This is a genomic window from Acinetobacter sp. SwsAc4 (assembly GCF_013391535.1).
Lineage (GTDB): Bacteria > Pseudomonadota > Gammaproteobacteria > Pseudomonadales > Moraxellaceae > Acinetobacter.
This window is the reverse complement of record NZ_JACAXC010000001.1, coordinates 116644-139797: the sequence shown is the minus strand read 5'-3', so window position 1 is coordinate 139797 and position 23154 is coordinate 116644. Positions and strand designations below refer to the sequence as shown.

The 23154-nt window shown below is 40.2% G+C and carries 15 protein-coding genes and 1 pseudogene; 13 read left to right on the top strand and 3 right to left on the bottom strand.

What is annotated here, in order from left to right:
• Positions 1–33: 33 nt before the first annotated feature.
• On the bottom strand, positions 34–3720 hold the full coding sequence (metH, locus tag HYG88_RS00640; protein ID WP_005161375.1) for a methionine synthase: 3687 nt from the start codon (positions 3718–3720) through the stop codon (positions 34–36).
• 438 nt (positions 3721–4158) lie between these two features.
• Here metH and HYG88_RS00635 point away from each other — a divergent pair, with 438 nt between their 5' ends.
• Positions 4159–5787: an inorganic phosphate transporter gene (locus HYG88_RS00635; protein WP_005161373.1), complete on the top strand. Its 1629-nt coding sequence runs from the start codon at positions 4159–4161 to the stop codon at positions 5785–5787.
• 726 nt (positions 5788–6513) lie between these two features.
• Here HYG88_RS00635 and HYG88_RS00630 read toward each other — a convergent pair.
• Positions 6514–7494, bottom strand: coding sequence for a Tim44 domain-containing protein (locus tag HYG88_RS00630; RefSeq protein WP_005161369.1), 981 nt, complete (start codon positions 7492–7494; stop codon positions 6514–6516).
• Positions 7495–7576: 82 nt separating this feature from the next.
• On the bottom strand, positions 7577–8968 hold the full coding sequence (radA, locus tag HYG88_RS00625) for a DNA repair protein RadA (protein WP_005161367.1): 1392 nt from the start codon (positions 8966–8968) through the stop codon (positions 7577–7579).
• Positions 8969–9319: 351 nt separating this feature from the next.
• Between radA and HYG88_RS00620 the strand changes: the two genes are divergently transcribed.
• The 12 genes and pseudogenes from HYG88_RS00620 to gyrA all read left to right on the top strand — a co-directional run bounded on the left by HYG88_RS00620 (position 9320) and on the right by gyrA (position 23137).
• Complete coding sequence (locus HYG88_RS00620) at positions 9320–10813, top strand: sodium:alanine symporter family protein (RefSeq protein ID WP_005161364.1); 1494 nt, start codon at positions 9320–9322, stop codon at positions 10811–10813.
• 311 nt (positions 10814–11124) lie between these two features.
• Positions 11125–12537: an amino acid permease gene (locus tag HYG88_RS00615; RefSeq protein WP_005161361.1), complete on the top strand. Its 1413-nt coding sequence runs from the start codon at positions 11125–11127 to the stop codon at positions 12535–12537.
• A 143-nt stretch (positions 12538–12680) separates the two neighbouring features.
• Positions 12681–12908, top strand: a complete 228-nt coding sequence (locus tag HYG88_RS00610) for a lipoprotein (protein WP_004661075.1) — start codon at positions 12681–12683, stop codon at positions 12906–12908.
• 22 nt (positions 12909–12930) lie between these two features.
• Positions 12931–14181 carry a diaminopimelate decarboxylase gene (gene lysA / locus HYG88_RS00605; RefSeq protein ID WP_005161356.1) on the top strand — a complete coding sequence of 417 codons (1251 nt, stop codon included), beginning with the start codon at positions 12931–12933 and terminating at the stop codon, positions 14179–14181.
• A gap of 6 nt (positions 14182–14187) precedes the next feature.
• Positions 14188–15042, top strand: coding sequence for a diaminopimelate epimerase (dapF, locus tag HYG88_RS00600; protein WP_005161353.1), 855 nt, complete (start codon positions 14188–14190; stop codon positions 15040–15042).
• Between the two features lie 71 nt (positions 15043–15113).
• Complete coding sequence (locus HYG88_RS00595; RefSeq protein ID WP_005161350.1) at positions 15114–15851, top strand: hypothetical protein; 738 nt, start codon at positions 15114–15116, stop codon at positions 15849–15851.
• A complete protein-coding gene (locus tag HYG88_RS00590) occupies positions 15848–16450 on the top strand; it encodes an alpha/beta fold hydrolase (RefSeq protein ID WP_005161348.1) in 603 nt (200 codons plus the stop codon). Before HYG88_RS00595 ends, HYG88_RS00590 begins: the two co-directional genes overlap by 4 nt.
• 37 nt (positions 16451–16487) lie before the next feature.
• Positions 16488–17375, top strand: coding sequence for a site-specific tyrosine recombinase/integron integrase (xerA, locus tag HYG88_RS00585; protein WP_171063586.1), 888 nt, complete (start codon positions 16488–16490; stop codon positions 17373–17375).
• 438 nt (positions 17376–17813) lie between these two features.
• A complete protein-coding gene (locus tag HYG88_RS00580) occupies positions 17814–18563 on the top strand; it encodes an electron transfer flavoprotein subunit beta/FixA family protein (RefSeq protein WP_004661090.1) in 750 nt (249 codons plus the stop codon).
• A gap of 17 nt (positions 18564–18580) precedes the next feature.
• Positions 18581–19513 carry an electron transfer flavoprotein subunit alpha/FixB family protein gene (locus tag HYG88_RS00575; protein WP_178882395.1) on the top strand — a complete coding sequence of 311 codons (933 nt, stop codon included), beginning with the start codon at positions 18581–18583 and terminating at the stop codon, positions 19511–19513.
• Between the two features lie 82 nt (positions 19514–19595).
• Positions 19596–20111 (top strand): annotated as a pseudogene (locus HYG88_RS00570) (DinB family protein).
• 296 nt (positions 20112–20407) lie between these two features.
• The gene (gene gyrA / locus HYG88_RS00565; RefSeq protein ID WP_178882394.1) at positions 20408–23137 is read left to right on the top strand and encodes a DNA gyrase subunit A; all 2730 of its coding nucleotides are present in this window, start codon (positions 20408–20410) and stop codon (positions 23135–23137) included.
• Positions 23138–23154 lie beyond the last annotated feature (17 nt).

Sequence of the window (23154 nt, the reverse complement as noted above, 5' to 3'; positions counted from 1 at the left end):
TTGCTTCGTAAGGGAGATTATAAGAACTCTAAATTAAACAATCGAATCATCTAAATTCGGTGCTAACCAGCGTTTCGCTTCATCCAGTGACCAGCCCTTACGCTTCGCATAATCCTCAAGCTGATCTTGAGAAATCTTGCCAACATTAAAGTATTCACTTTCAGGGTGCGAATAATAGAAACCACTGACAGAAGAAGGCGGCATCATCGCAAAGTGTTCAGTCAATTTTGTACCGATCTTTGCTTCCGAACCTAACCAGTCGAATAACACTGCTTTTTCAGAATGCTCTGGACAAGCAGGGTAACCAGGCGCAGGACGAATACCGACATACTTCTCTTTGATCAATTCTTCATTGCCCAAAGTCTCATCGGCTTTATAGCCCCAGAACTCTTTACGAATACGTTCATGTAAATGTTCTGCAAAGGCTTCGGCAAAACGATCGGCCAAAGACTGAACCAAGATTGCTGAATAATCATCACCTTTGGCTTTATATTCATTTGCCAATTCTTCAGCACCAAAGATCGACACCGTAAAACCACCGAGATAATCTTCAGGTTGTTCAGAAGGCTTAATATAATCCGCCAAAGACAAGTTTGGTTTACCTGTCACTTTGTCTGATTGCTGACGTACGTGCTCAAAGGTATGAGTGCGATTTTGACCTGATTCATCAAATACGCTGACGGTATCCGCACCAGTACGCTGAGCAGGGTATAAGCCAAATACAGCACGGGCATCGAAACGTTTATTTTCAATGATGTCTTTCAGCATCGCTTGCGCTTGATTATAAAGATCAGTCGCTGCTTCACCGACCACTTCATCTTCTAAGATTTTCGGGAATTTACCTGCCAAACTCCATGAGATAAAGAATGGTGTCCAGTCAAAATATTCAACTAAGGTTTCAAGCGGATAATTCTTAATAACTTGTGTACCCAAAGCATTTGGTTTTGGTGGTACATAGTGATTATCAATTTTAAAACCGTTTTCGACGGATTCTGCATAACTCAATTTTGCAGCTTTCGGTTGCTTATTTGCTAAACGTTCACGAATCTTGGCATATTCAGCACGATGCTCTGCAATAAAGTTACCGCGCATTTCAGGAGAAAGTAGGGTGGTTGCGACACCCACTGCACGTGAAGCATCCGCGACGTAAATTACAGCATCATTTGAATATTGAGGATCAATTTTAACTGCGGTATGTGCTTTTGATGTGGTTGCACCGCCGATCAATAAAGGAATATTAAAACCTTTACGTTGCATTTCTTTGGCAACAAAGACCATTTCATCCAATGAAGGGGTGATCAAACCTGACAAACCAATGATGTCACATTTCTCATCTATTGCCGTTTGCAGAATTTTTTCTGCAGGTACCATCACGCCAAGGTCAACGATGTCATAACCATTACAACCCAAGACAACACCCACAATATTTTTACCAATATCGTGTACGTCACCTTTTACCGTTGCCATCAGGACTTTACCTTTAGATTGTCCTTCTGACTTTTCAGCTTCAATGTATGGGTTGAGCCATGCTACAGCTTGTTTCATGACGCGTGCAGATTTAACAACTTGAGGAAGGAACATTTTTCCTGAACCAAACAAGTCACCGACCACGTTCATGCCGTCCATTAATGGGCCTTCGATCACATCAAGCGGACGTTTTGATTTTAAACGTGCTTCTTCAGTATCTTGATCGATATACGTGGTAATACCTTTAACTAAAGCATATTCCAGACGTTTTTCGACAGACTCATTACGCCATTCAAGATTTTCAGCTTCTTTGGTAGCACCCGCTTGACCACGATATTTTTCAGCAACTTCTAGAAGTTTTTCAGTTGCAGCTTGACCTGTCTCACCTTGGTTTTGGTTAAGTACAACATCCTCAACAGCATCTTTCAGCTCTTTATTGATATCGTCATAAATTGCCATCTGACCGGCGTTTACGATACCCATAGTCATGCCTTGTTTGATGGCATGATAGAGGAATACTGAGTGAATCGCTTCGCGTACAGGTTCATTACCACGGAATGAGAACGAAACGTTAGAGACACCACCAGAAATCATGGCATGTGGTAAGTTTTGTTTGATCCAACCAGTCGCTTCAATAAAGTCTACGGCATAGTTATTGTGTTCTTCGATACCTGTTGCTACTGCAAACACGTTTGGATCGAAAATAATATCTTCAGCTGGATAGCCAACTTCATTGACTAAAATGTCATATGAGCGTTTACAAATTTCACGCTTACGTTCAGCGGTATCTGCCTGACCAACTTCGTCAAAAGCCATGACAATAACTGCTGCACCATACTGACGGCAAAGGCGAGCTTTTTCGACAAACTCGTCATAACCTTCTTTTAAGGAAATCGAGTTTACAACAGGTTTACCTTGAACACATTTTAGACCTGCTTCAATGATTTCCCATTTCGATGAGTCAATCATGATCGGCACACGAGAAATATCAGGTTCTGAAGCGACGAGGTTCAGGAAATGCACCATCGCACCTTGCGAATCGAGCATCCCTTCATCCATGTTGATATCAATGATCTGCGCACCAGCTTCAACCTGTTGCTGAGCGACTTCTAAAGCTTCTGCAAAATTTTCTTCACGGATGAGACGAAGGAACTTTTTTGATCCTGTAACGTTAGTACGTTCACCAACGTTTACAAATAAAGAATCATCATAAATATTAAATGGTTCTAAACCACTCAAACGGCAAGCATGAACAGTCTCAGGAATTTTACGTGGTGGAATATCTTTAACAGCTTGGTAGATCGCACGGATATGATCTGGTGTGGTACCACAGCAACCACCAGTAATATTAATCAAACCACTCTCAGCAAATTCTTTAATAAAGGCTGCTGTTTGTTCTGGGGTTTCATCATACTCACCAAATGCATTCGGTAAACCTGCATTTGGATGGGCTGAAACAAAGGTATTTGCTACGTCAGAAATCGTTTTAACGTGAGGGCGCATTGCATCTGCACCCAATGCACAGTTAAAACCAATTGACAGCAAATCACCATGACGCACTGAGTTCCAGAATGCTTCAGCAGTTTGACCTGTCAATGTACGACCTGAGGCATCTGTAATCGTACCTGAAATCATCAATGGAAGTTCATAACCGATTTGCTTAAAGACTTCTTTGACCGCAAAGATTGCCGCTTTACAGTTCAATGTATCGAAAACTGTTTCGATTAATAGAATGTCAGCACCACCTTCAATTAAGGCGTGTGTTGCTTCGATATAATTTTCTTTGAGTTCATCGAAAGTAATATTACGGAATGCTGGATCATTGACGTTCGGTGAGATCGAACATGTACGTGATGTAGGGCCGAGTACACCTGCCACGAATCGTGGTTTATCTGGGGTAGAGTATTTATCACACGCAGCTCTCGCGAGACGTGCTGCTTCACGGTTGATCTCAGGTACAAGATCTTCCATGTGATAATCTGACATTGAAACACGTGTACCATTGAAGCTGTTGGTTTCAATAATGTCTGCACCAGCATCCAGATAAGCTTCATGGATACCCTGAATAATCTGCGGTTGAGTCAGTACTAAAAGGTCATTATTACCTTTGAGATCAGAAGCCCAATCTGCGAAACGTTCACCACGATAATCTTCTTCTTCTAATTTATGGCGTTGAATCATGGTTCCCATTGCACCATCAATAATCAAGATGCGTTGGGCGAGAAGTGATTGTAGGGTGGTAAGCGTGGACATTCAGAAACCCCAGTCGATGATGAAGATAAAAAGCAGGGGCATTGTAACAGAAGCGAACAAAAAGCGCGTATTTTCAGCATCAGGATGATGTAATTCATCCAGTCAGGTTGAAAATGTCATAAAAGCTTCATGAAATTGCAATAATTTCGGTGAATAATGGCTAAAAAGAAAACGTATATTTCGAAATATGACAAATAAGTTTCATATTTTGTTGTGTTTGTTGCAAAATCAGACAAACAGGTTTTATTGAACTTATTTTTAATTAAGATATTGTTTTTGTTATATAAAAATAAAAATAATCTTGGTTTGAATCAAAAAAAACATAAAAAAATATAAGAAAAATATGAAAATTTGGCTTCATATGACAGTCCTTTGTCATATAATTGTCATAATTTAATTAAACAATACAGAGGATTTTATTATCCTCTTACCGTCTACATGAATTCTAATCTTCCTCCTGTTTCGGATTCACCGCTTGCCAGTTCTACGGCAAAATCGACGAATGTACATGTTCCTATACCGAAATTTTTTATGCCGGTGTTTTTAACAATTATTATTGCAACACTTATTTATATTGGTTTTCAGGTGAGTGCTGACTTAGCGCATGTACCACCTTTGAGTTTATATTCAGTTATTCTTCTATCCACGGCACTTTTCATTGCTTTAGGCTTTGAATTTGTTAATGGTTTCCACGATACAGCCAATGCGGTTGCCACCGTGATTTATACCAATGCATTACCTGCACCTGTTGCAGTGATGTGGGCTGGTTTCTGTAACTTCCTTGGGGTTATGGTTGCGAGTGGTGCTGTTGCGTACGGTATTATTGCTTTACTTCCTGTTGAACTGATTATGAATGTCGGTAGTGGGGCTGGTTTTGCAATGGTATTTGCTTTGTTAATTGCAGCCATTCTTTGGAACTTAGGGACTTGGTTCCTTGGTATCCCAGCATCAAGCTCTCATACCTTAATCGGCTCGATTTTAGGTGTGGGGATCATGAACCATTTCTTAAATGCTTCAACTGGTGCAACCAGTGGCATTGATATGGATCAAGTCATTAAAGTGGGTAAGGCATTATTATTCTCACCTTTAATCGGTTTTGCTTTCGCAGCAATTGTATTCTTGTTGGTTAAAAAAATTTTTAAACGCCAATTAGAACTTTTTCAACCACCAGAAGGTAATAAGCCACCACCACCTCTCATCCGTGCAATTTTGATTTTTACATGTACGGGCGTGAGCTTTGCACATGGTTCTAATGATGGTCAAAAGGGCATGGGTTTAATCATGTTGATCTTGATCGGTTTAGTGCCATTAGCATATTCACTAAACAAAAGCTTAGATGCAAATCATCTTCAATCATTTGAAAAGCTTTCAAGTCAAACAGCTGCTGTGTTGAATGTAAATCAAAATGAATTATCTGATGAGAAAGCGCGTGCTGTACTCACTAAATATATTCAAACCAAAGAGCAAACACCTGAAGTTGTTCCAGCACTTGCAAGTATGACGGAACATTTAGGAACACGCGTTGCAAATTATGGTGATCTTAAAACTATTCCTGAGACCGCTGTAAGCGAAATCCGTAATGATATGTATTTAAGTACCACAACTTTCAAGCGATTAGATAAAGCGAAAGCTTTGCCAGAAATGGATAAAGACCAAGCCAAAGTGGTGAAAGAATACCGTAGTAATCTTGATTCATTCCTGCAATATATTCCAAATTGGGTTAAAGTTGCGGTGGCACTTGCGCTTGGCTTAGGTACGATGGTGGGGTGGAAGCGTATTGTTGTGACTGTCGGCGAGCGTATTGGTAAGAACCATATGACTTATGGTCAAGGGATGTCTGCTGAACTTGTTGCAATGACAACGATTGCTGCTGCTGATGGTTTAGGTATGCCAGTTTCAACAACTCACGTTCTAAACAGTGCTGTTGCAGGGACGATGGTTGCCAACAAGTCTGGGCTGAACTTCGCGACAGTGAAAACAATCCTTTCTGCATGGATATTTACCTTACCAGCGACGATTTGTTTATCTGGTGGTTTATACTGGTTATTCTTACAGTTTGTATCATGATTTGATTTACTTTAAAGCCAAATCATGTAAAAGCTTTGCCTCGGCAAAGCTTTTTTTATGGGTCATAAAATAGCGATAGATTGGACACAAACCAAGAATATTAGGCTCTAACTCAAGTCAATCTGTTCTAATTTGAAAGCCTGAAAGCCTGAAAGCCTGAAAGCCTGAAAGCCTGAAAGCCTGAAAGCCTGAAAGCCTGAAAGCCTGAAAGCCTGAAAGCCTGAAAGCCTGAAAGCCTGAAAGCCTGAAAGCCTGAAAGCCTGAAAGCCTTACGCGGCATGAACTGAAAGCCTGAAAGCCTGAAAGCCTGAAAGCCTGAAAGCCTGAAAGCCTGAAAGCCTGAAAGCCTGAAAGCCTGAAAGCCTGAAAGCCTGAAAGCCTGAAAGCCTGAAAGCCTGAAAGCCTGAAAGCCTGAATGCCTGAATGCCTGAATGCCTGAAGTAATGATTGTTCCTAAATAAGCGAAGAAGATCTACGTGAACCTATTACAAAAAGTTTTATTCCCCAAACGAGGAATATTTTTATTCTTGATTATCCGCTAAGATAACTGAGATACACAGTTTACTTAACTGCCTGTTTAGATCTATTTAAAAATATAGGCAATCGAAATTAGGGTTTACACTCCGCCATTCTCAGAAATCGAGAGTGGCTTTTTTTATTTCTCAGATAATTGCACCAATAAAAAAGGAGCTATTGAATAGCTCCTTTTTCAAATGATATTAGCAATTATGCTTGTTGGATTCCTGCGACAACCCAATTTTGTTGCGAGCCAACAGGTTTAACAAAGTGCCAAATTTCAGTAAATGGTTGTGGCAAGCTATTTAAATCTTCACTTACCGTACCTGTGAAACGAACGCTAACCACATATTGACCATTTTCAGTTGCAGTGTCTGCCACCATTGCATTCAGGTTACTAAATTCAGCAACATCCTGATCCTGATTGGCTATGATGTCCTGATACATTGAATTAAAAAGCTCAGGTGTTAAATAGCGGCGAATTTCTTCAACATTACTTGCACTATTGACAGATTGAATGTGGTTGAAACGCTGACGTGCAACACGCAGGAATGCAGCAGGTTCAGTACCATCAGGGAGTTGATTGCCACTACTCATTGATGCCCCGCCAAATGCTGCTTGAGGAGCAGCCGTACCGCCACCGACAGATTGACCAAAGATATTGGTGTTATCGCCAGCCGTTTGACGCATAGTTGGTTGTGGGCTTACAGGACGGCCAAAGTTGTTTTGACCGTTATTATTTGGAGCATATGGATTAGCTGCGGCTAATTTTTTTTTTGCGCCGAATTTACGGAATACAAAGAAGGCGATAGCAGCTGCAAGAAGAACCCAAAGCCAGCTAGGAATGCCGCCTTTTTCTTCTTGTTGAGCTTGTTCAGCAGCTTGTTGTTCTGTTGCAGTTGGATTCTTATCATCAGCAAGCGCATTTGCAGCAACTGCACCTACAGCAGCACCTGCTACACCAGCAGCAACCATAGAACCTACGCCTGGACCTGATTTTTGAGTCGTCGTAGTTTTAGTTGTAGGTTGTTGGTACGATTGAGTTGTAGTTGGCTGAGATTGAGTCGTCGTTGTTGAACGAGTCATACCATGACTTTTGCCACCGCCCGCACGTTTAGCTTCTGCAACTGGTGCTGCGACCAAAGTTGCCATCAATAAAGCTGCCATCAAGCCACGCTGGTGTACTTGCATCGAAAATTCCTATTTAATTCCAAGATGTAAGTGTATTTATGAAGGTATTCGTTGATAATTTCAACTAAAAAAGTATGTTTTTTTATGTCAACTCGTCACTCAATTGCATTGCTTCAGTGAGAGCTTCATGTAAGCGTGCAACGGCAATGATTTGAACGCCATCAATAGTTTTTTGCGGTGCATTAGCTCTTGGTAAAATGATATATTTAAAGCCATGCTTGGTCGCTTCTTTTAATCTTTCTTGACCATTTGGTACAGGACGAATCTCACCAGACAGTCCAACCTCACCAAAAACTGCCAATTGTTGTGGCAGGGCTTTACCTCTTAAACTTGATGCACAAGCCAATAAAACCGCAAGATCAGAGCCAGTCTCGGTAATCTTTAAACCACCCACTACATTGACATAAACATCTTGTCCTGAGGTTTGCACACCACCATGACGATGCATCACTGCAAGTAACATATTCAAACGGTTTTGCTCTAAGCCAAGTGCCACTCGACGTGGTTGCCCGTGTGCATCATCAACTAAGGCTTGAACTTCGACCAAGAGAGGGCGCGTTCCTTCACGGCTGATCATGACAATTGAACCAGGAATCGCTTCATCATAACGACTGAGAAAAATTGCAGATGGATTGGCAACTTCCCGAAGTCCTTTGTCGGTCATGGCAAAGACACCTAGCTCGTTGACTGCTCCGAAACGGTTTTTCACGGCACGAATCATACGATATCGAGAATCCGACTGACCTTCGAAATACAGTACGCAATCCACCATATGTTCAAGCACACGTGGTCCAGCTAAAGCACCTTCTTTAGTTACATGCCCCACGATAAATAACGCTGTTCCGCTATTTTTAGCAAAACGAGTAAGTAAGGCAGCAGACTCACGGATTTGTGAAACTCCACCTGGAGCAGATTGCAGAGTTTCTGTATATATGGTTTGAATTGAATCAAGAATGGCCACAGCAGGACGCTCTTGCGCGAGAACTTCACAAATACGTTCCACGCAAGTTTCAGCCATAACTCTGAGTTGGTCTGTAGGCAGATCTAAACGTTGAGCACGTAAGGCAACTTGAGAAAGTGATTCTTCGCCTGTGACATAAAGAGCTGAACTTTTCTTGCTAGCCATGTGAGTTGCGGTTTGCAATAAAATTGTTGATTTACCAATACCAGGATCACCACCAATCAGTACAACAGAGCCTGTAACCAAACCGCCACCGAGTACACGATCGAATTCGCTAATACCTGTCTGTAGACGAGTTTCATGTGAAATTGAGATTTGATTAAGGGTTGTGATATTAGCACTTTGACCAGCATAACCACCGCCCATTTTAGGCTGAGCTCTATGACTAACTGTTGGTTCCAGTCGAACTTCTACTAGACTATTCCATTCGCCACACTCAGAACATTGACCAGCCCATTTAGAATGATCTGCACCACATTGTTCACATCGATAAACAGTTTTAATTTTTGCCATATATAAAATTGAAAATTTGCGATAAATTAGTTAAAAAGTAGAGTAATTACGGAAAAGATCAATATCGTTCATTTTCTTGATAAGGAATTAAGATTAAACGGTGTTTTCGTAATTGACTGGTTAAAGGGAAGTGCTCAGAAAAATAACACGATATAAGACTTTTACAAGTAAGATATAGTCGGTTTTTGAGTCGAAAATTCTTTAAATTCACTTTTTCCACGGAAGGTCTTTGAGCATTTGCTCATTTGTTGTCATAAGAATTATATTGAATGGCATAAATATTGCTGATGCTCAGACAAATGAAAATGTATCAATTGATATATTTTTAAATTATACAAAAGGTTGATGTTTATGAGTGCAGCAGAAATTGTTGATTGGATAAATGGTATTATTTGGAGCAAAGCTCTGATCTATTTATGTTTAGGTGCAGGTTTATTTTTCTCCGTCCTAACAAGGTTTGTTCAAGTTCGTCAGATCAAAGATATGATAAGCCTCCTCATTAAAGGAGGCTCATCGGCACAAGGTATTTCTTCGTTTCAAGCACTCGCTGTTTCACTCTCAGGTCGTGTTGGTGTAGGTAATATTGCAGGTGTGGCAGCAGCAATTGGTTTTGGTGGGCCAGGTGCGGTCTTCTGGATGTGGCTTGTTGCATTTTTAGGAGCGAGTACTGCTTATGTTGAATCAACCTTAGGTCAAATTTATAAAGTTGAATATCAAGGACAATATCGTGGTGGACCCGCTTTTTATTTTGATAAAGGTCTAGGTCAGCGTTGGTTGGGTATTTTATTTGCGATTGCCGCGATCATTTCATGTGGTTTGTTTTTACCCGGTATTCAAGCAAATGCAGTAGGTAATGCTTTCACACAAATCACAGGTGAAGGTGCAATTGTTTTTGGAAATGTCGGCACTTATAAACTACTCGCTTTAGTTGTGATTGTAACACTACTTGCAGTCATCATTTTTGGTGGTATCAAACGTATTGCAAAATTCGCTGAATTTGTAGTGCCGTTTATGGCGGCTGGCTATATTGTAATGGCATTAATTATTGTCTTTATCAATATCGATAAGTTACCTGGTGTGATTTCCTTAATTTTCGCTGATGCCTTTTCTCCTATGGCAGGTCTTGGTGCTGCAATTGGTTGGGGAGTAAAACGTGGCGTGTATTCTAACGAAGCAGGTCAGGGTACAGGACCACATGCCGCTGCCGCAGCTGAGGTAGAGCATCCTGCTCAACAAGGTTTAGTACAAGCATTCTCAATTTATATCGATACTTTATTTGTTTGCTCTGCTACTGCATTTATGATTCTTATTACTGGAATGTACAATGTTCAAGGTACTCTAGAGGCAGGTCAATTTATTGTACAAAATGTTGCCGCCACGGCTGAAATTGGCTCTCCTGCGTTTACTCAAATGGCAGTAAGTACAGTATTTGGTGGTTTTGGACAAATCTTTGTTGCATTAGCTGTATTCTTCTTCGCATTTACAACGATTGTTGCGTATTACTATATCGCTGAAACCAATATTACTTATTTAAGTTATATTACTAAAACTCCATCTTTATTATTTATCACCAAATGCTTCATCATTCTTTCTGTTTCATATGGTGTAATCAGTGCAACAGGTTATATTTGGGGAATTGGAGATATCGGTGTAGGTTTAATGGCTTGGATTAATATCATTGGTATTATTGTCACTTACTTCATTTGGAAACCAACGATTAAAGCGTTGAGAGATTATGAACAGCAGCAAAAAGCGGGTGTTAAAGAGTTTACTTTTGATCCAGTAAAACTTGGTATTCGTAATGCTACGTTCTGGGAAGATCGTATTAAGAATAAACAAAACTAATATCATAATAAATTAAAGTAAATATCTAGATATAAAGGCAGCCTTCAGAGGCTGCTTTTTTATTGCCTAATTTTTAAGCTATTGAAAAATATGGAGTCAAAAAAGTGCATTGAGTTGGTACATCCTTGTGCGTATGATCAGGTCCATTTGTATTTAACTTGAAATGTTGAGTTGTACAGACAGAAAATTGGCTAGCTAAAACATCATCAAAGCAATTTACAATGCAAGAAGATGCCATTAAATGGTGCGAATTGTCATTTTGATTTGAGCATTAGCTAACGAACGAAAAATACTTGAGAGTTTTTGTAAAAATGTCGAATCAAAATTTAGGTGAGGCCAACGAGCAAAGTGAGCTTCACCGTAGTCTATCTAATCGACATCTTCAACTGATTGCAATTGGTGGAGCAATCGGAACGGGATTGTTTATGGGGTCAGGCAAAACCATTAGTTTAGCTGGACCATCTATTTTATTCATTTATGGCTTGATCGGTATCATGGTGTTTTTCGTCATGCGTGCTTTAGGTGAATTACTCTTATCGAATTTAAAGTATAAATCTTTTATTGATTTATCCACTGATTTAATCGGTCCTTGGGCGGGTTATTTTGTTGGATGGACATACTGGCTATGTTGGGTCACGATTGGTATTGCCGACCTATCAGCCATTATTTACTATCTTGAATTTTTCAATGGGGGTGAGTCATTTACTCCATTGGGCGGATTGTTGATTAGTAGTGTTGCGATTCTATTTGTACTTGGGTTGAACCTTGTCACCGTAAAATTATTCGGTGAAATGGAATTCTGGTTTGCAATGGTTAAAATCACAGCAATTATTGTCTTAATTGCGGTTGGTTTATGGATGATCTTTACGGGGTTCACTAATGCTGCGGGTACAACGGCGAGTATTAGCAACTTGTGGACACATGGTGGTATGTTCCCTAAAGGGTTAGATGGCTTCCTCGCAGGCTTCCAAATTGCAATTTTCGCCTTTGTCGGTGTAGAGCTGGTCGGTACAACCGCTGCTGAAACACAAGATCCACAACGTAACTTACCGAAAGCGATTAACTCAATTCCAATTCGTATCATTATTTTCTACGTATTGGCATTGTTCGTGGTGATGTGTGTAACTCCTTGGGATCAAATTAACCCTAAAGTCAGCCCATTCGTAAACATCTTCTCACAAGCAGGTATTGCTTCTGCGGCGATTATTATGAATTTGGTGGTGTTATCTTCAGTGATGTCATCAATGAATAGTGGTGTATTTTCGACCAGTCGTATGCTATTTGGTTTATCAACGGATAAGCAAGCACCAAAATTATTTGGTAAATTGTCTAAATCTGCCGTTCCTTCAAAAGCATTGGTTTTCTCATCAATCTGTATCTTTATTGGTGCATTTGTACAGTTCATTTATAAAGTACAGACGGGAACCAATGATGAAGTGACAGCCTTTACTCTAGCAACCACTTTATCAACCATCCTGTTTATCTGTGTGTGGATTGTGATTATGTGGAGTTACATTAACTACCGCAAAAACCGTCCTGAGTTACATGCACAATCAACCTTTAAACTTCCTGGTGGCGTGTTTACTTGTTGGGTGGTTATTTTATTCTTTCTTGCAACGATTTATTTCCTTGCTTTGGATGAAACCACTTTAGAGTCACTTAAAGTTAGCCCAATCTGGTTTGTTATTTTGGCAATTGGTTATTTCTTAAATAAAAAGAAGTAAGCAGTTAAAGAAGTAATTGACATGAACGTCGGCATCTAAGTCGGCGTTTTTTTATGGATATTGTTTTATTCCTTCAAGTTTAGACTTTAGCCAATCTGATGATCACGCTATACTGCTCCGAATTGTAAAAGTTAGGTGCTCAGATGCGTCAAGTCATTTGTTCGATCGGTTTATTATTCAGTAGTGTGGTACTTACTGCATGTGGTCAGTCAGGGGCATTGCAATTACCTTCTGATATCAATCATGACAAACGTGCAAAATACCTGCTTTATAAAAATGAAACGTCTCAGGCTAAAACGTCATCTGATGATGTGAAAGCTGAAAACCAAGCAGCAACATCTTCAACAGTATCACAGACAACCTCACCTTAAGTTTTTAAATAAGGACATCTTCATGAGTTTCACTCGCATTAATGGAGTATTGCATGCTGAGCAATGTTCATTAGATCAGCTCGCACAGCAATTTGGCACGCCTTTATATGTTTACTCAAAATCTACATTTGAGAAGCATTATTTAGATATGCATCGTGCTTTTGATTTTATTGATCATCAAATCTGTTTTGCAGTGAAGTCAAACTCAAATATCGCTGTTCTGAATGTATTAGCAAAACTTGGTGCAGGTTTTGATATTGTGACGGGTGGGGAACTAGCACGTGTTCTCGCAGCAGGTGGTGAACCTTCAAAAATTGTATTTTCTGGTTTAGGTAAATCTGAAGCTGACATTGAAAAGGCTTTGACCGTAGGTATTGCATGTTTCAATGTTGAATCTCATGCTGAACTTGATCGGATCCAAAAAGTAGCCGCAAAATTAGGCAAAAAAGCCCCGATTTCATTACGTGTAAACCCAGATGTGGATGCGAAAACTCATCCCTATATCTCAACAGGTTTGAAAGAAAACAAATTTGGTATTCCAAGTGATACGGTCAATGAGACTTATCAATATGCGGCGTCATTACCAAATCTTGAGATTGTCGGTATTGACTGTCATATTGGATCACAGTTGACAGAAACCAAGCCTTTTGTTGATGCGCTTGATCGTGTGGTTTTAATGATTGAACAGTTGAAAGGTCTGGGCATCAACCTCAAACATATTGATATCGGTGGTGGTTTGGGAGTTTGTTATAAAGATGAGACCCCGCCAAGTGTTGCCGAATACGCCAATGCCATGCGTCCAGCTTTGGAAAAACTGGGTCTAAAAGTCTATATGGAACCAGGACGTAGTATTTCTGCCAATGCAGGCGTACTTTTGACCAAAGTTGATTTACTCAAACCAACCAATCATCGTAACTTTGCCATTATTGATGCAGCGATGAATGACTTAATTCGCCCTGCTTTATATGAAGCGTGGATGGATATTCAGTCAGTCAATCCAAATCCCGATGTTGAAGTTAAAACTTGGGATTTGGTTGGTGCAATCTGTGAAACAGGTGATTTCTTGGGTAAAGAGCGTGATTTAGCACTTCAAGAAAATGATGTCCTTGCTGTATTAGGTGCAGGTGCCTACGGTTTTGTAATGAGCTCGAACTACAACACGCGTGGTCGTGCTGCCGAAGTTATGGTCAGTGGTGATCAAGCCTATGTAATTCGTGAACGTGAAAGCATAGAATCACTTTGGGAAAAAGAACGTTTATTGCCTGAGGAGTAAATTGAGATGTATTTAGAATTTACCAAAATGCATGGTTTGGGCAATGATTTTATGGTCGTTGACCTGATCACGCAGCGAGCTTATTTAGATACTATCACCATTCAGCGTTTAGCCGATCGTCATTTTGGTGTGGGTTTTGATCAACTGTTGATTGTTGAACCACCTGATTTTCCTGATGTTGATTTTAAATATCGTATTTTTAATGCCGATGGTTCAGAAGTAGAACAATGTGGTAATGGTGTACGTTGTTTTGCTCGCTTTGTACATGAACGTCAACTGACGACCAAAACTAAAATTCGTGTACAAACCAAGGCTGGAATTGTAGAGCCTGAATTGGGTGCCAATGGGTGGGTTCGGGTTAATATGGGCCCACCAAAATTTCTTCCAGAAGAAATTCCATTTCTTACCCAAGAACATGAAGATATTGAAGACTTATACGCACTAGAACTTGCAAACAATCAAAGTATTAATATTGATGTTGTGAACATGGGGAATCCTCATGCTGTGACTATCGTACCTGATGTCTTAACTGCTGATGTTGAGCGTATTGGCCCACAAGTAGAATCACATACACGGTTCCCTTCACGGGTGAATGCTGGATTTATGCAGATCATTGATGAAAAGCATATTCGTTTACGTGTGTTTGAACGTGGTGTCGGCGAGACTTTAGCCTGTGGTACAGGGGCTTGTGCAGCAGCGGTGAGTGGTATGCGCCGTGGTTTACTTGCCAATGAAGTTGAAGTTCAGCTTGCAGGTGGTAAGTTGCATATCGCTTGGCGTGAAGGTGATGTGGTTTGGATGACAGGTCCAACCACGCATGTTTATGATGCGCGTCTGGATTTACGATATTTTCAGGGTTGAAAATTAAACAAGCATAAACCTATCTTGCGAGATGTGGGATAGGTTTTTTTATAACTAAAAAGGACATAAAAATGAATGGATTTGCAGCAGGGACACTGGTTCATACAAACAAAGGGTTGATCCCTATTGAAAAAATCAATGTTGGAGATATGGTGTTATCTAAGCCTGAAAATGTTGAAAGAGAATTAGTATATCAACCTGTTACAAAGACATTTATATCTGATAAGAGGGAGGTTTGGGCGCTATTTCATCAAAATTGTGATGCAATAGACTGGAGAAAAGATTTAAAAGTAGTTTTTGTCACGGGTGGGCATCCTATTTGGGTGCAAGAGTATGAAGGGTCAAATGCAGTTGACCCTGTACAAGTAAATGGCTGGATGCGCCCAGATGAATTGTTTGAACAAAGTGCAGTGGCGATTGCAAAAGTGTCTGCATCTGGTCAGTTTGTAGAAATGTATGCTCAGCCAGTATTAGCAACACCTTATAAAGATATCGGTTATCTAGTGTCGAGCTGGGATCATATGCCAGAGTTTGTGATTGAGTCTAAGGAGAATAAAGTACAGGCGTATGATGTTGAGCATATCTTTGATCGACAGGGTAGAGAGCTAACTATAGATGAATCAAATAGTGTTAATAAAATATTAACAGGTCATGAAAGCCTGGATGTAGTTCAAAGATTTATGACATGTTTTGAGCAAAATAAACATGGTGGATTTTATGACCGTTATAAAACACGTGCATATAATTTTAATGTAGCTAATTATTATACTTATTTTGTTGAAGAAAGAGGTATTTGGGTACATCAATGACTCATTTAGTTTTTCTTCCAGGTGCATCAGGCAATACAGAGTTTTGGAATCCGTTGACTGCACAATTGCCTAAGAGCTATACCAAACAGGTCATTACATATCCAGGTTTTTATGGTGTGGCTGCACATCCAGATATAAATAATTTTGATGATTTAACTGATTATGTGGTTGCACAGATTCAACAACCCTCGATTTTAATTGCTCAATCAATGGGTGGTATTTTTGCCATCGCAGCCATATTACAAAAGACTGATCTGCTCAAAGGCTTGGTTCTGATGGCAACTTCGGGAGGTATCAATTTAGACCCGTTTCAAGTTCAGGATTGGCGACAGGCGTATCAGCAAGAATATTTGCAATATCCCGATTGGTTTGTTACAGCAAAGGTAGACTGTGAAGCTCAATTGGTACATATTCAACAACAGGTTTTATTATTGTGGGGAGATCAGGACCTGATTAGCCCTGTTGCTGTGGGACAACATTTACATCATATCTTTAAGAAATCTGAGCTTTATGTGATTCAAGGCGGAGAGCATGATTTTGCTGAGCAGTATGCAGATGAAGTTGCTATTTATATCAACGATTTTATAAAGCAATTTTAGGGAGTTGAGTGTGCAGACAGCTTTACAACTCCTTTCCATGTGGTTAAAAGAGCGGATGATTCAAAATCAGTCTGAACACACCATCACGGCCTATCAACGAGATCTCACTGATTTCTTTAGTTTTTGTGAAAACAAACAATTACAATTACAGGATGTTGAAGCTTCAGACTTACGTGAATATTTAGCCGAGCGTGTTGAACGCGACCACCTGAGTTCCAGTAGCCTGCAACGTCACTTGACCTCCATCCGCCAATTTATGAAATGGGCTGAGCAAGGACAATATTTACAGCAGAATCCATCAGAAGATTTTAAGTTAAAACGTCAGCCCCGACCTTTGCCAGGCATGATTGACATTGAAACCATCAATCAGATTCTGGATCAGCCTGCACCTGAAAAACCAGTTGAGCAGCAATTATGGTTAAGGGATAGGGCGATGCTTGAGCTGTTATATTCGAGTGGTCTACGTTTAGCCGAGTTACAGGGTTTAACTGTCAAGGATATTGATTTTAATCGACAGTTATTACGCATTACAGGTAAGGGCAATAAAACGAGAGTTGTGCCGTTTGGAAGCAAGGCAAAACAAGGCTTGATTGAATGGCTAAAAATCTATCGGATATGGCAGGGTGGTTTTGCCGCAGATTCAGCCGTGTTTATTTCACAAAAAGGCAATGCGCTGACTCCACGACAAATTGAAAATCGGGTCAAGTTACAGGCCCAGCGGGCAGGGATCAGTGTCGATTTGCATCCACATTTATTACGGCATTGTTTTGCCAGCCATTTGCTTTCCGCCAGTGGTGATCTACGTGCAATTCAGGAAATGTTGGGTCATAGCAACTTGTCCACCACTCAAATCTATACCCATGTCGACTTTGAACAATTGATGAATGTATATGACCAAACCCATCCTCGGGCGCAGAAAAACTGAATCCTGATATATTATGTTGCAAAATTGGATGTAAAATAGGCAACTTATTTTACAGGGCACACTTGAACAGTGCTTAAACAATATTCTCACTTTATTGCCCATTTTTTGCAAAAACTGTTGGGTGTTTGGATTTGCCCGAAATGATCCGTTACAGAACATCTGCTTTTTGTCTGCAAGATATATTTTAGATGGTTGAATTTTATAAAATATTAATAAAATCAAAATGTAATATTGATAAGAATGGACAGCTTAATTGAGTTGATTTTTCAGTGCTCTAAATTAGTGAACTGAGCATTTCATCTTTTTTACAGTCATAGCGAAAATTGTGACTTGACCGAAATGCCAAATACATTGCAAGATAGGGCACCTAAAAAGTTTCGATCGAAGAGTTAGAATGCTCTTCACTACATTTACTTGCTTAGAACAGCCGAGGATTACATGAAGGCTCTTGTCGCTGTAAAACGTGTGGTTGATGCCAACGTTAAAGTTCGTGTTAAGCCGGACAATACTGGGGTTGACCTAACTAACGTTAAGATGTCAATTAACCCATTCTGTGAAATCGCAGTCGAAGAAGCGGTTCGCTTAAAAGAAAAAGGAACGATTTCAGAAATCGTTGTTGTTTCAGTGGGTTCTAAAGACGCGCAAGAACAAATTCGTTCTGCAATGGCTTTAGGTGCTGACCGTGGTATCTTAGTTGAAACTGCTGATGAAATTGGCGCTTTAGAAGTTGCTAAAATTTTAAAAGGCGTTGTTGATGCTGAAAAACCAGAACTAATTCTTCTTGGTAAACAAGCAATTGATGATGACTCTAACCAAGTAGGTCAAATGCTTGGTGCTTTACTTGGTGCTGGTCAAGGTACTTTTGCATCTGAAGTTAAAGTTGACGGCGGTAAAGTACAAGTTACTCGTGAAGTTGATGGCGGTTTACAAACTGTTGAGCTTGGTCTTCCAGCAATCATCACAACTGACTTACGTTTGAATGAGCCACGTTATGCTGCTCTTCCAAACATCATGAAAGCGCGTAAAAAACCGCTTGATACTAAGTCTCCTGCTGACTACGGCGTTGCAACTGGTACTAAACTTAAAACAGTTAAAGTTGAAGCACCTGCTGAACGTAAAGCTGGCGTACAAGTGAAGTCTGTAGACGAACTTGTTGAAAAATTGAAAAATGAAGCGAAAGTGATCTAATACAGAAGGATAAAATCATGAGTATTTTAGTTATCGCTGATCACAACAACCAGTCACTTAACGGTGCAACTTTAAACGTTGTTGCGGCAGCTCAAAAAATCGGTGGTGATATTACTGTATTAGTAGCTGGTTCTGGCGCTCAAGCAGTTGCTGATGCTGCTGCTAAAGTTGCTGGTGTGAGCAAAGTATTACTTGCTGACAATGCTGCTTATGCGAACCAATTGGCTGAAAACGTTGCTGGCTTAGTTGCGGATTTAGCGAAAGGTTACAAATACGTATTAGCTGCATCTACAACAACGGGTAAGAACATTCTTCCACGTGTTGCTGCACTTCTTGACGTAAGCATGATTTCAGACATCATTGCTGTTGAATCTGCAAATACTTTCAAGCGTCCTATCTATGCAGGTAACGCAATCGCAACTGTTCAATCTGACGAAGCAATCATCGTTGGTACAGTTCGTGGTACAGCATTTGATGCTGCAGCTGCTGAAGGCGGTTCTGCTGCAGTTGAAGCTGTTGCTGAAGCGAAAGATGCTGGTATTTCTAAGTTTGTAAGCGAAGAAATCGTGAAACTTGATCGTCCAGAATTAACTGCTGCGCGTATCGTTGTTTCTGGTGGTCGTGGTGTAGGTTCTGGTGAAAACTATCACAAAGTACTTGACCCATTGGCTGATAAGCTTGGTGCTGCTCAAGGTGCTTCACGTGCTGCGGTAGATGCTGGTTTCGTACCAAACGACTTCCAAGTTGGTCAAACTGGTAAAATCGTTGCGCCAGATCTTTACTTGGCAATCGGTATCTCTGGTGCGATTCAGCACTTAGCGGGTATGAAAGATTCTAAAGTTATTGTTGCAATCAACAAAGACGAAGAAGCGCCAATCAACAGCGTTGCTGACTACTGGTTAGTGGGCGATTTGAACACTGTTGTACCAGAATTGGTATCTAAACTTTAATTCTCTGAATTAAGTTTGAAACGCTCCGAAAGGGGCGTTTTTTTATGTTAAAAATAAGAATAAATAAATGAGAGCATTGCCGATGAATTGTACTTTTAAGACCTATTTTCTGATGCTGGCTCATTATAATCAGTGGGCAAATCAAAAGTTATTTTGTACGCTCATCGGCTTAACAGAGGAGCAATTAAATCAAGATTGTAAAGTTTATTTTAAATCCCTTATGCGAACGGCAAATCATGTGTTGGTAGGAGAGATACTTTGGTTTGAGCGTATCAAAGGTGTTGTTGCATCAACGTATACTTTGGATGAAATTCTTTATAATCAACTCGCCCAATTAGAGAATGCTTGAATTGAACATGATCAAAGTCTGATAAATTTTATTCATGAACATGATGAAGTTTCATTCCATCAAACCATTAGTTATGTCCGTCGAGGTCAAATTTATATTGAGCCTTTGATTGAAATATTGGCACACCTATTTAACCATCAAACGCATCATCGAGGTCAAATGCACAGCATGATCTTTGAGCTAACAGCAAAGTCCTTGGAGCTAGACTTAATTTTCTTTCAAAGAGAATGTGCCTATTTATACCGCTGATTTTAAAAAACTGGATTGAATATTTTATTAAAAATACCTTTATTTTGATTAAAAAGTAACCTTTTATTCTGTTCACTAAAAAATGGAAAACTAGATTTTTAACTTATTAATTCTAATAAATTTTTTATTGTAAAAAAATGCTATTTTCAGATTAGCAAACTCCCAGTTAACCTGTCATTTATGCTATAATTTTTAGCTATATTTTTTAATTTTAGTTCAATTTTCTGAACTAATTTTTTGCAAGATTGAATACATAAAAACAAGTAGAGCCATCTACTTGTAAACAAGGAGTATGCATGAGCGTATCGGAAATTAGACCGATTGCCATTGAGGACGAACTCAAGCATTCATATCTAGATTATGCGATGAGCGTAATTGTATCTCGTGCATTGCCAGATGTGAGAGACGGTCTTAAACCTGTTCACCGTCGTGTGTTGTTTGCAATGCATGAATTGGGCAATGATTATAACAAAGCATACAAAAAGTCTGCTCGTGTTGTCGGGGACGTGATCGGTAAATACCACCCTCATGGTGACATCGCAGTATATGAAACAATCGTTCGTATGGCGCAAGACTTCAGTTTGCGTTACATGTTAGTTGATGGTCAGGGTAACTTCGGTTCGGTCGATGGGGATAGCGCAGCAGCAATGCGTTATACCGAAGTTCGTATGCAAAAGTTGACCCATGAAATCTTAGCAGACTTAGAAAAAGATACTGTTGATTGGGAAGATAACTACGACGGTTCTGAGCGTATTCCTCAAGTCATGCCGACACGTATTCCAAATCTTTTGATTAATGGTACGACAGGTATTGCGGTAGGTATGGCGACCAATATGGCGCCACATAACATGACAGAAGTCGTGAATGCATGTTTAGCCTACGCCAATAACCCGAATATTTCGATTGAAGGCTTGATGGAACACATTACGGGTCCAGATTTCCCTACAGGCGGTATTATTTACGGTAAATCAGGCATTGTTGATGCCTATCGCACTGGTAAAGGCCGTTTGCATATTCGTGGTAAATATCACTTCGAAGAAGATCAAAAAACGGGTCGTACAACGATTGTGTTTACTGAGATTCCTTACCAAGTTAACAAAGCAAAAACCATTGAGCGTATTGCCGAGTTAGTCAAAGAAAAGAAACTTGAAGGTATTTCTGAACTGCGCGACGAGTCAGATAAAGACGGTATGCGTATTGCGATCGACTTGAAGCGTGGTGAAAATGCAGAAGTTGCGGTGAATAACTTATTCCTGCATACCCAACTTCAAAACTCGTTCAGCATTAACATGGTTTGCTTAGACAACGGTCAGCCTAAGTTGATGAACCTGAAAGATATTATTGCGGCATTTATTCGTCATCGCCAAGAAGTCGTGACTCGCCGTACCATGTTCGAATTGCGTAAAGCACGTGAACGTGGACATATCTTAGAGGGTTTAACGGTTGCCTTGGCAAATATTGATGCCATTATTGAAACCATTAAAACTTCTGCTAACCCCGCTGAAGCACGTGAGCGTTTACAGGCAGGTGAGTGGGCAGGCGGTGGTGTGGTTGCACTACTTGAAAAAGCAGGCGCGATTTCTGTTCGTCCCGATGAGATTGAAGGCGAAGACCCTACACGTCCATTTGGCTTGTCAGGTGATATTTATCGTTTATCTCCAACACAGGTTGCCGCAATTCTGGAATTGCGTTTGCATCGTTTAACGGGTCTCGAACAAGACAAGTTACATGCAGAATATTCTGAAATCTTAGGTCAAATCGCTGAATTAACAGCAATTCTCAATGATTTTAATTTATTGATGAATGTGATCCGTGAAGAGCTTGCTTTAATCTTGCAACAATATGGTGATGGGCGTCGTACTGAAATTGTTGAATCAGGCGTTGATTTCTGCCGTGAAGATTTGATCCCAGAAGAACAAGTGGTATTGACTGTTTCTCAAACAGGTTATGCGAAAACTCAACCACTTTCTGATTATCAAGCGCAACGTCGTGGTGGTCGTGGTAAGTCTGCAACTTCGATGAAAGATGATGATATTATTCAACATTTGATTGTTGCATCGAATCACGCGACAGTATTGTGCTTTACCAATGTTGGTAAAGTTTATCGCTTGAGAGTGTTTGAGGTTCCGCAAGCTTCACGTGGTGCAAAAGGTCGTCCAATTATTAATTTGCTTCCATTGGATGCAAATGAAACCGTGACTGCAATCTTACCGTTGACTGAATTCCCTGAAAATCACTATGTATTCATGGCAACAGCATCAGGTACGGTTAAACGTGTTGAATTAGCACAATTTAGCAATGTTCGTTCTAATGGTTTACGTGCGATTGAGTTGAACGAAGAAGATACTTTAATCGGTGTTGCAATTACCGATGGTAATCAGCAGATCATGTTGTTCTCGAACGAAGGGAAGGCAATTCGTTTTGCTGAAACAGATGTTCGTGCGATGGGACGTACGGCCAAAGGCGTGCGTGGTATGCGTGTGAGTTTTGCAAGCAATACCATTGAATCTGAAGATGCTGAAGTCGAAAATGATGATAGCGATGACAATGATGATTCATCAGATTCGAATGTTGTCAGTCGTATTGTTTCACTTGTGGTTGTACCTGAAACGGGTGAAGTACTGTGTGCTTGTGCAAACGGTTATGGTAAACGTACACCAGTGGATGACTTCCCAACCAAGAAACGTGGTGGTAAAGGTGTGATTGCAATCAAGACCAGCGAACGTAATGGTGAGCTTGTCGGTGCGGTATCTATTGATGAAAGCAAAGAACTGATGTTGATTTCTGATGGTGGTACATTAGTGCGTACCCGTGCTGCTGAGGTTGCAACCACAGGTCGTAATGCACAAGGTGTTCGTTTAATCCGCTTAAGCGATGCTGAAACCTTAGTCGGTGTTGTTTCGATTGCAGCTGTAGAAGATGACGAAGAGTTAGACGTTACAGAAGAAACGGAAAATACAGAGGTTGAGGCTGTAACTTCTGAAGAAGCGACAGTAGAACCAAAAGATGATACGCCAGAAGCGTAAGTCATCTAAGATCATAA

What these genes read in the sequence shown, in the direction of transcription:
- metH (WP_005161375.1), bottom strand. Translation starts at nt 3,720, where the DNA reads ATGTCCACGCTTACCACCCTACAATCACTTCTCGCCCAACGCATCTTG.
- HYG88_RS00635 (WP_005161373.1), top strand. Translation starts at nt 4,159, where the DNA reads ATGAATTCTAATCTTCCTCCTGTTTCGGATTCACCGCTTGCCAGTTCT.
- HYG88_RS00630 (WP_005161369.1), bottom strand. Translation starts at nt 7,494, where the DNA reads ATGCAAGTACACCAGCGTGGCTTGATGGCAGCTTTATTGATGGCAACT.
- radA (WP_005161367.1), bottom strand. Translation starts at nt 8,968, where the DNA reads ATGGCAAAAATTAAAACTGTTTATCGATGTGAACAATGTGGTGCAGAT.
- HYG88_RS00620 (WP_005161364.1), top strand. Translation starts at nt 9,320, where the DNA reads ATGAGTGCAGCAGAAATTGTTGATTGGATAAATGGTATTATTTGGAGC.
- HYG88_RS00615 (WP_005161361.1), top strand. Translation starts at nt 11,125, where the DNA reads ATGTCGAATCAAAATTTAGGTGAGGCCAACGAGCAAAGTGAGCTTCAC.
- HYG88_RS00610 (WP_004661075.1), top strand. Translation starts at nt 12,681, where the DNA reads ATGCGTCAAGTCATTTGTTCGATCGGTTTATTATTCAGTAGTGTGGTA.
- lysA (WP_005161356.1), top strand. Translation starts at nt 12,931, where the DNA reads ATGAGTTTCACTCGCATTAATGGAGTATTGCATGCTGAGCAATGTTCA.
- dapF (WP_005161353.1), top strand. Translation starts at nt 14,188, where the DNA reads ATGTATTTAGAATTTACCAAAATGCATGGTTTGGGCAATGATTTTATG.
- HYG88_RS00595 (WP_005161350.1), top strand. Translation starts at nt 15,114, where the DNA reads ATGAATGGATTTGCAGCAGGGACACTGGTTCATACAAACAAAGGGTTG.
- HYG88_RS00590 (WP_005161348.1), top strand. Translation starts at nt 15,848, where the DNA reads ATGACTCATTTAGTTTTTCTTCCAGGTGCATCAGGCAATACAGAGTTT.
- xerA (WP_171063586.1), top strand. Translation starts at nt 16,488, where the DNA reads ATGTGGTTAAAAGAGCGGATGATTCAAAATCAGTCTGAACACACCATC.
- HYG88_RS00580 (WP_004661090.1), top strand. Translation starts at nt 17,814, where the DNA reads ATGAAGGCTCTTGTCGCTGTAAAACGTGTGGTTGATGCCAACGTTAAA.
- HYG88_RS00575 (WP_178882395.1), top strand. Translation starts at nt 18,581, where the DNA reads ATGAGTATTTTAGTTATCGCTGATCACAACAACCAGTCACTTAACGGT.
- gyrA (WP_178882394.1), top strand. Translation starts at nt 20,408, where the DNA reads ATGAGCGTATCGGAAATTAGACCGATTGCCATTGAGGACGAACTCAAG.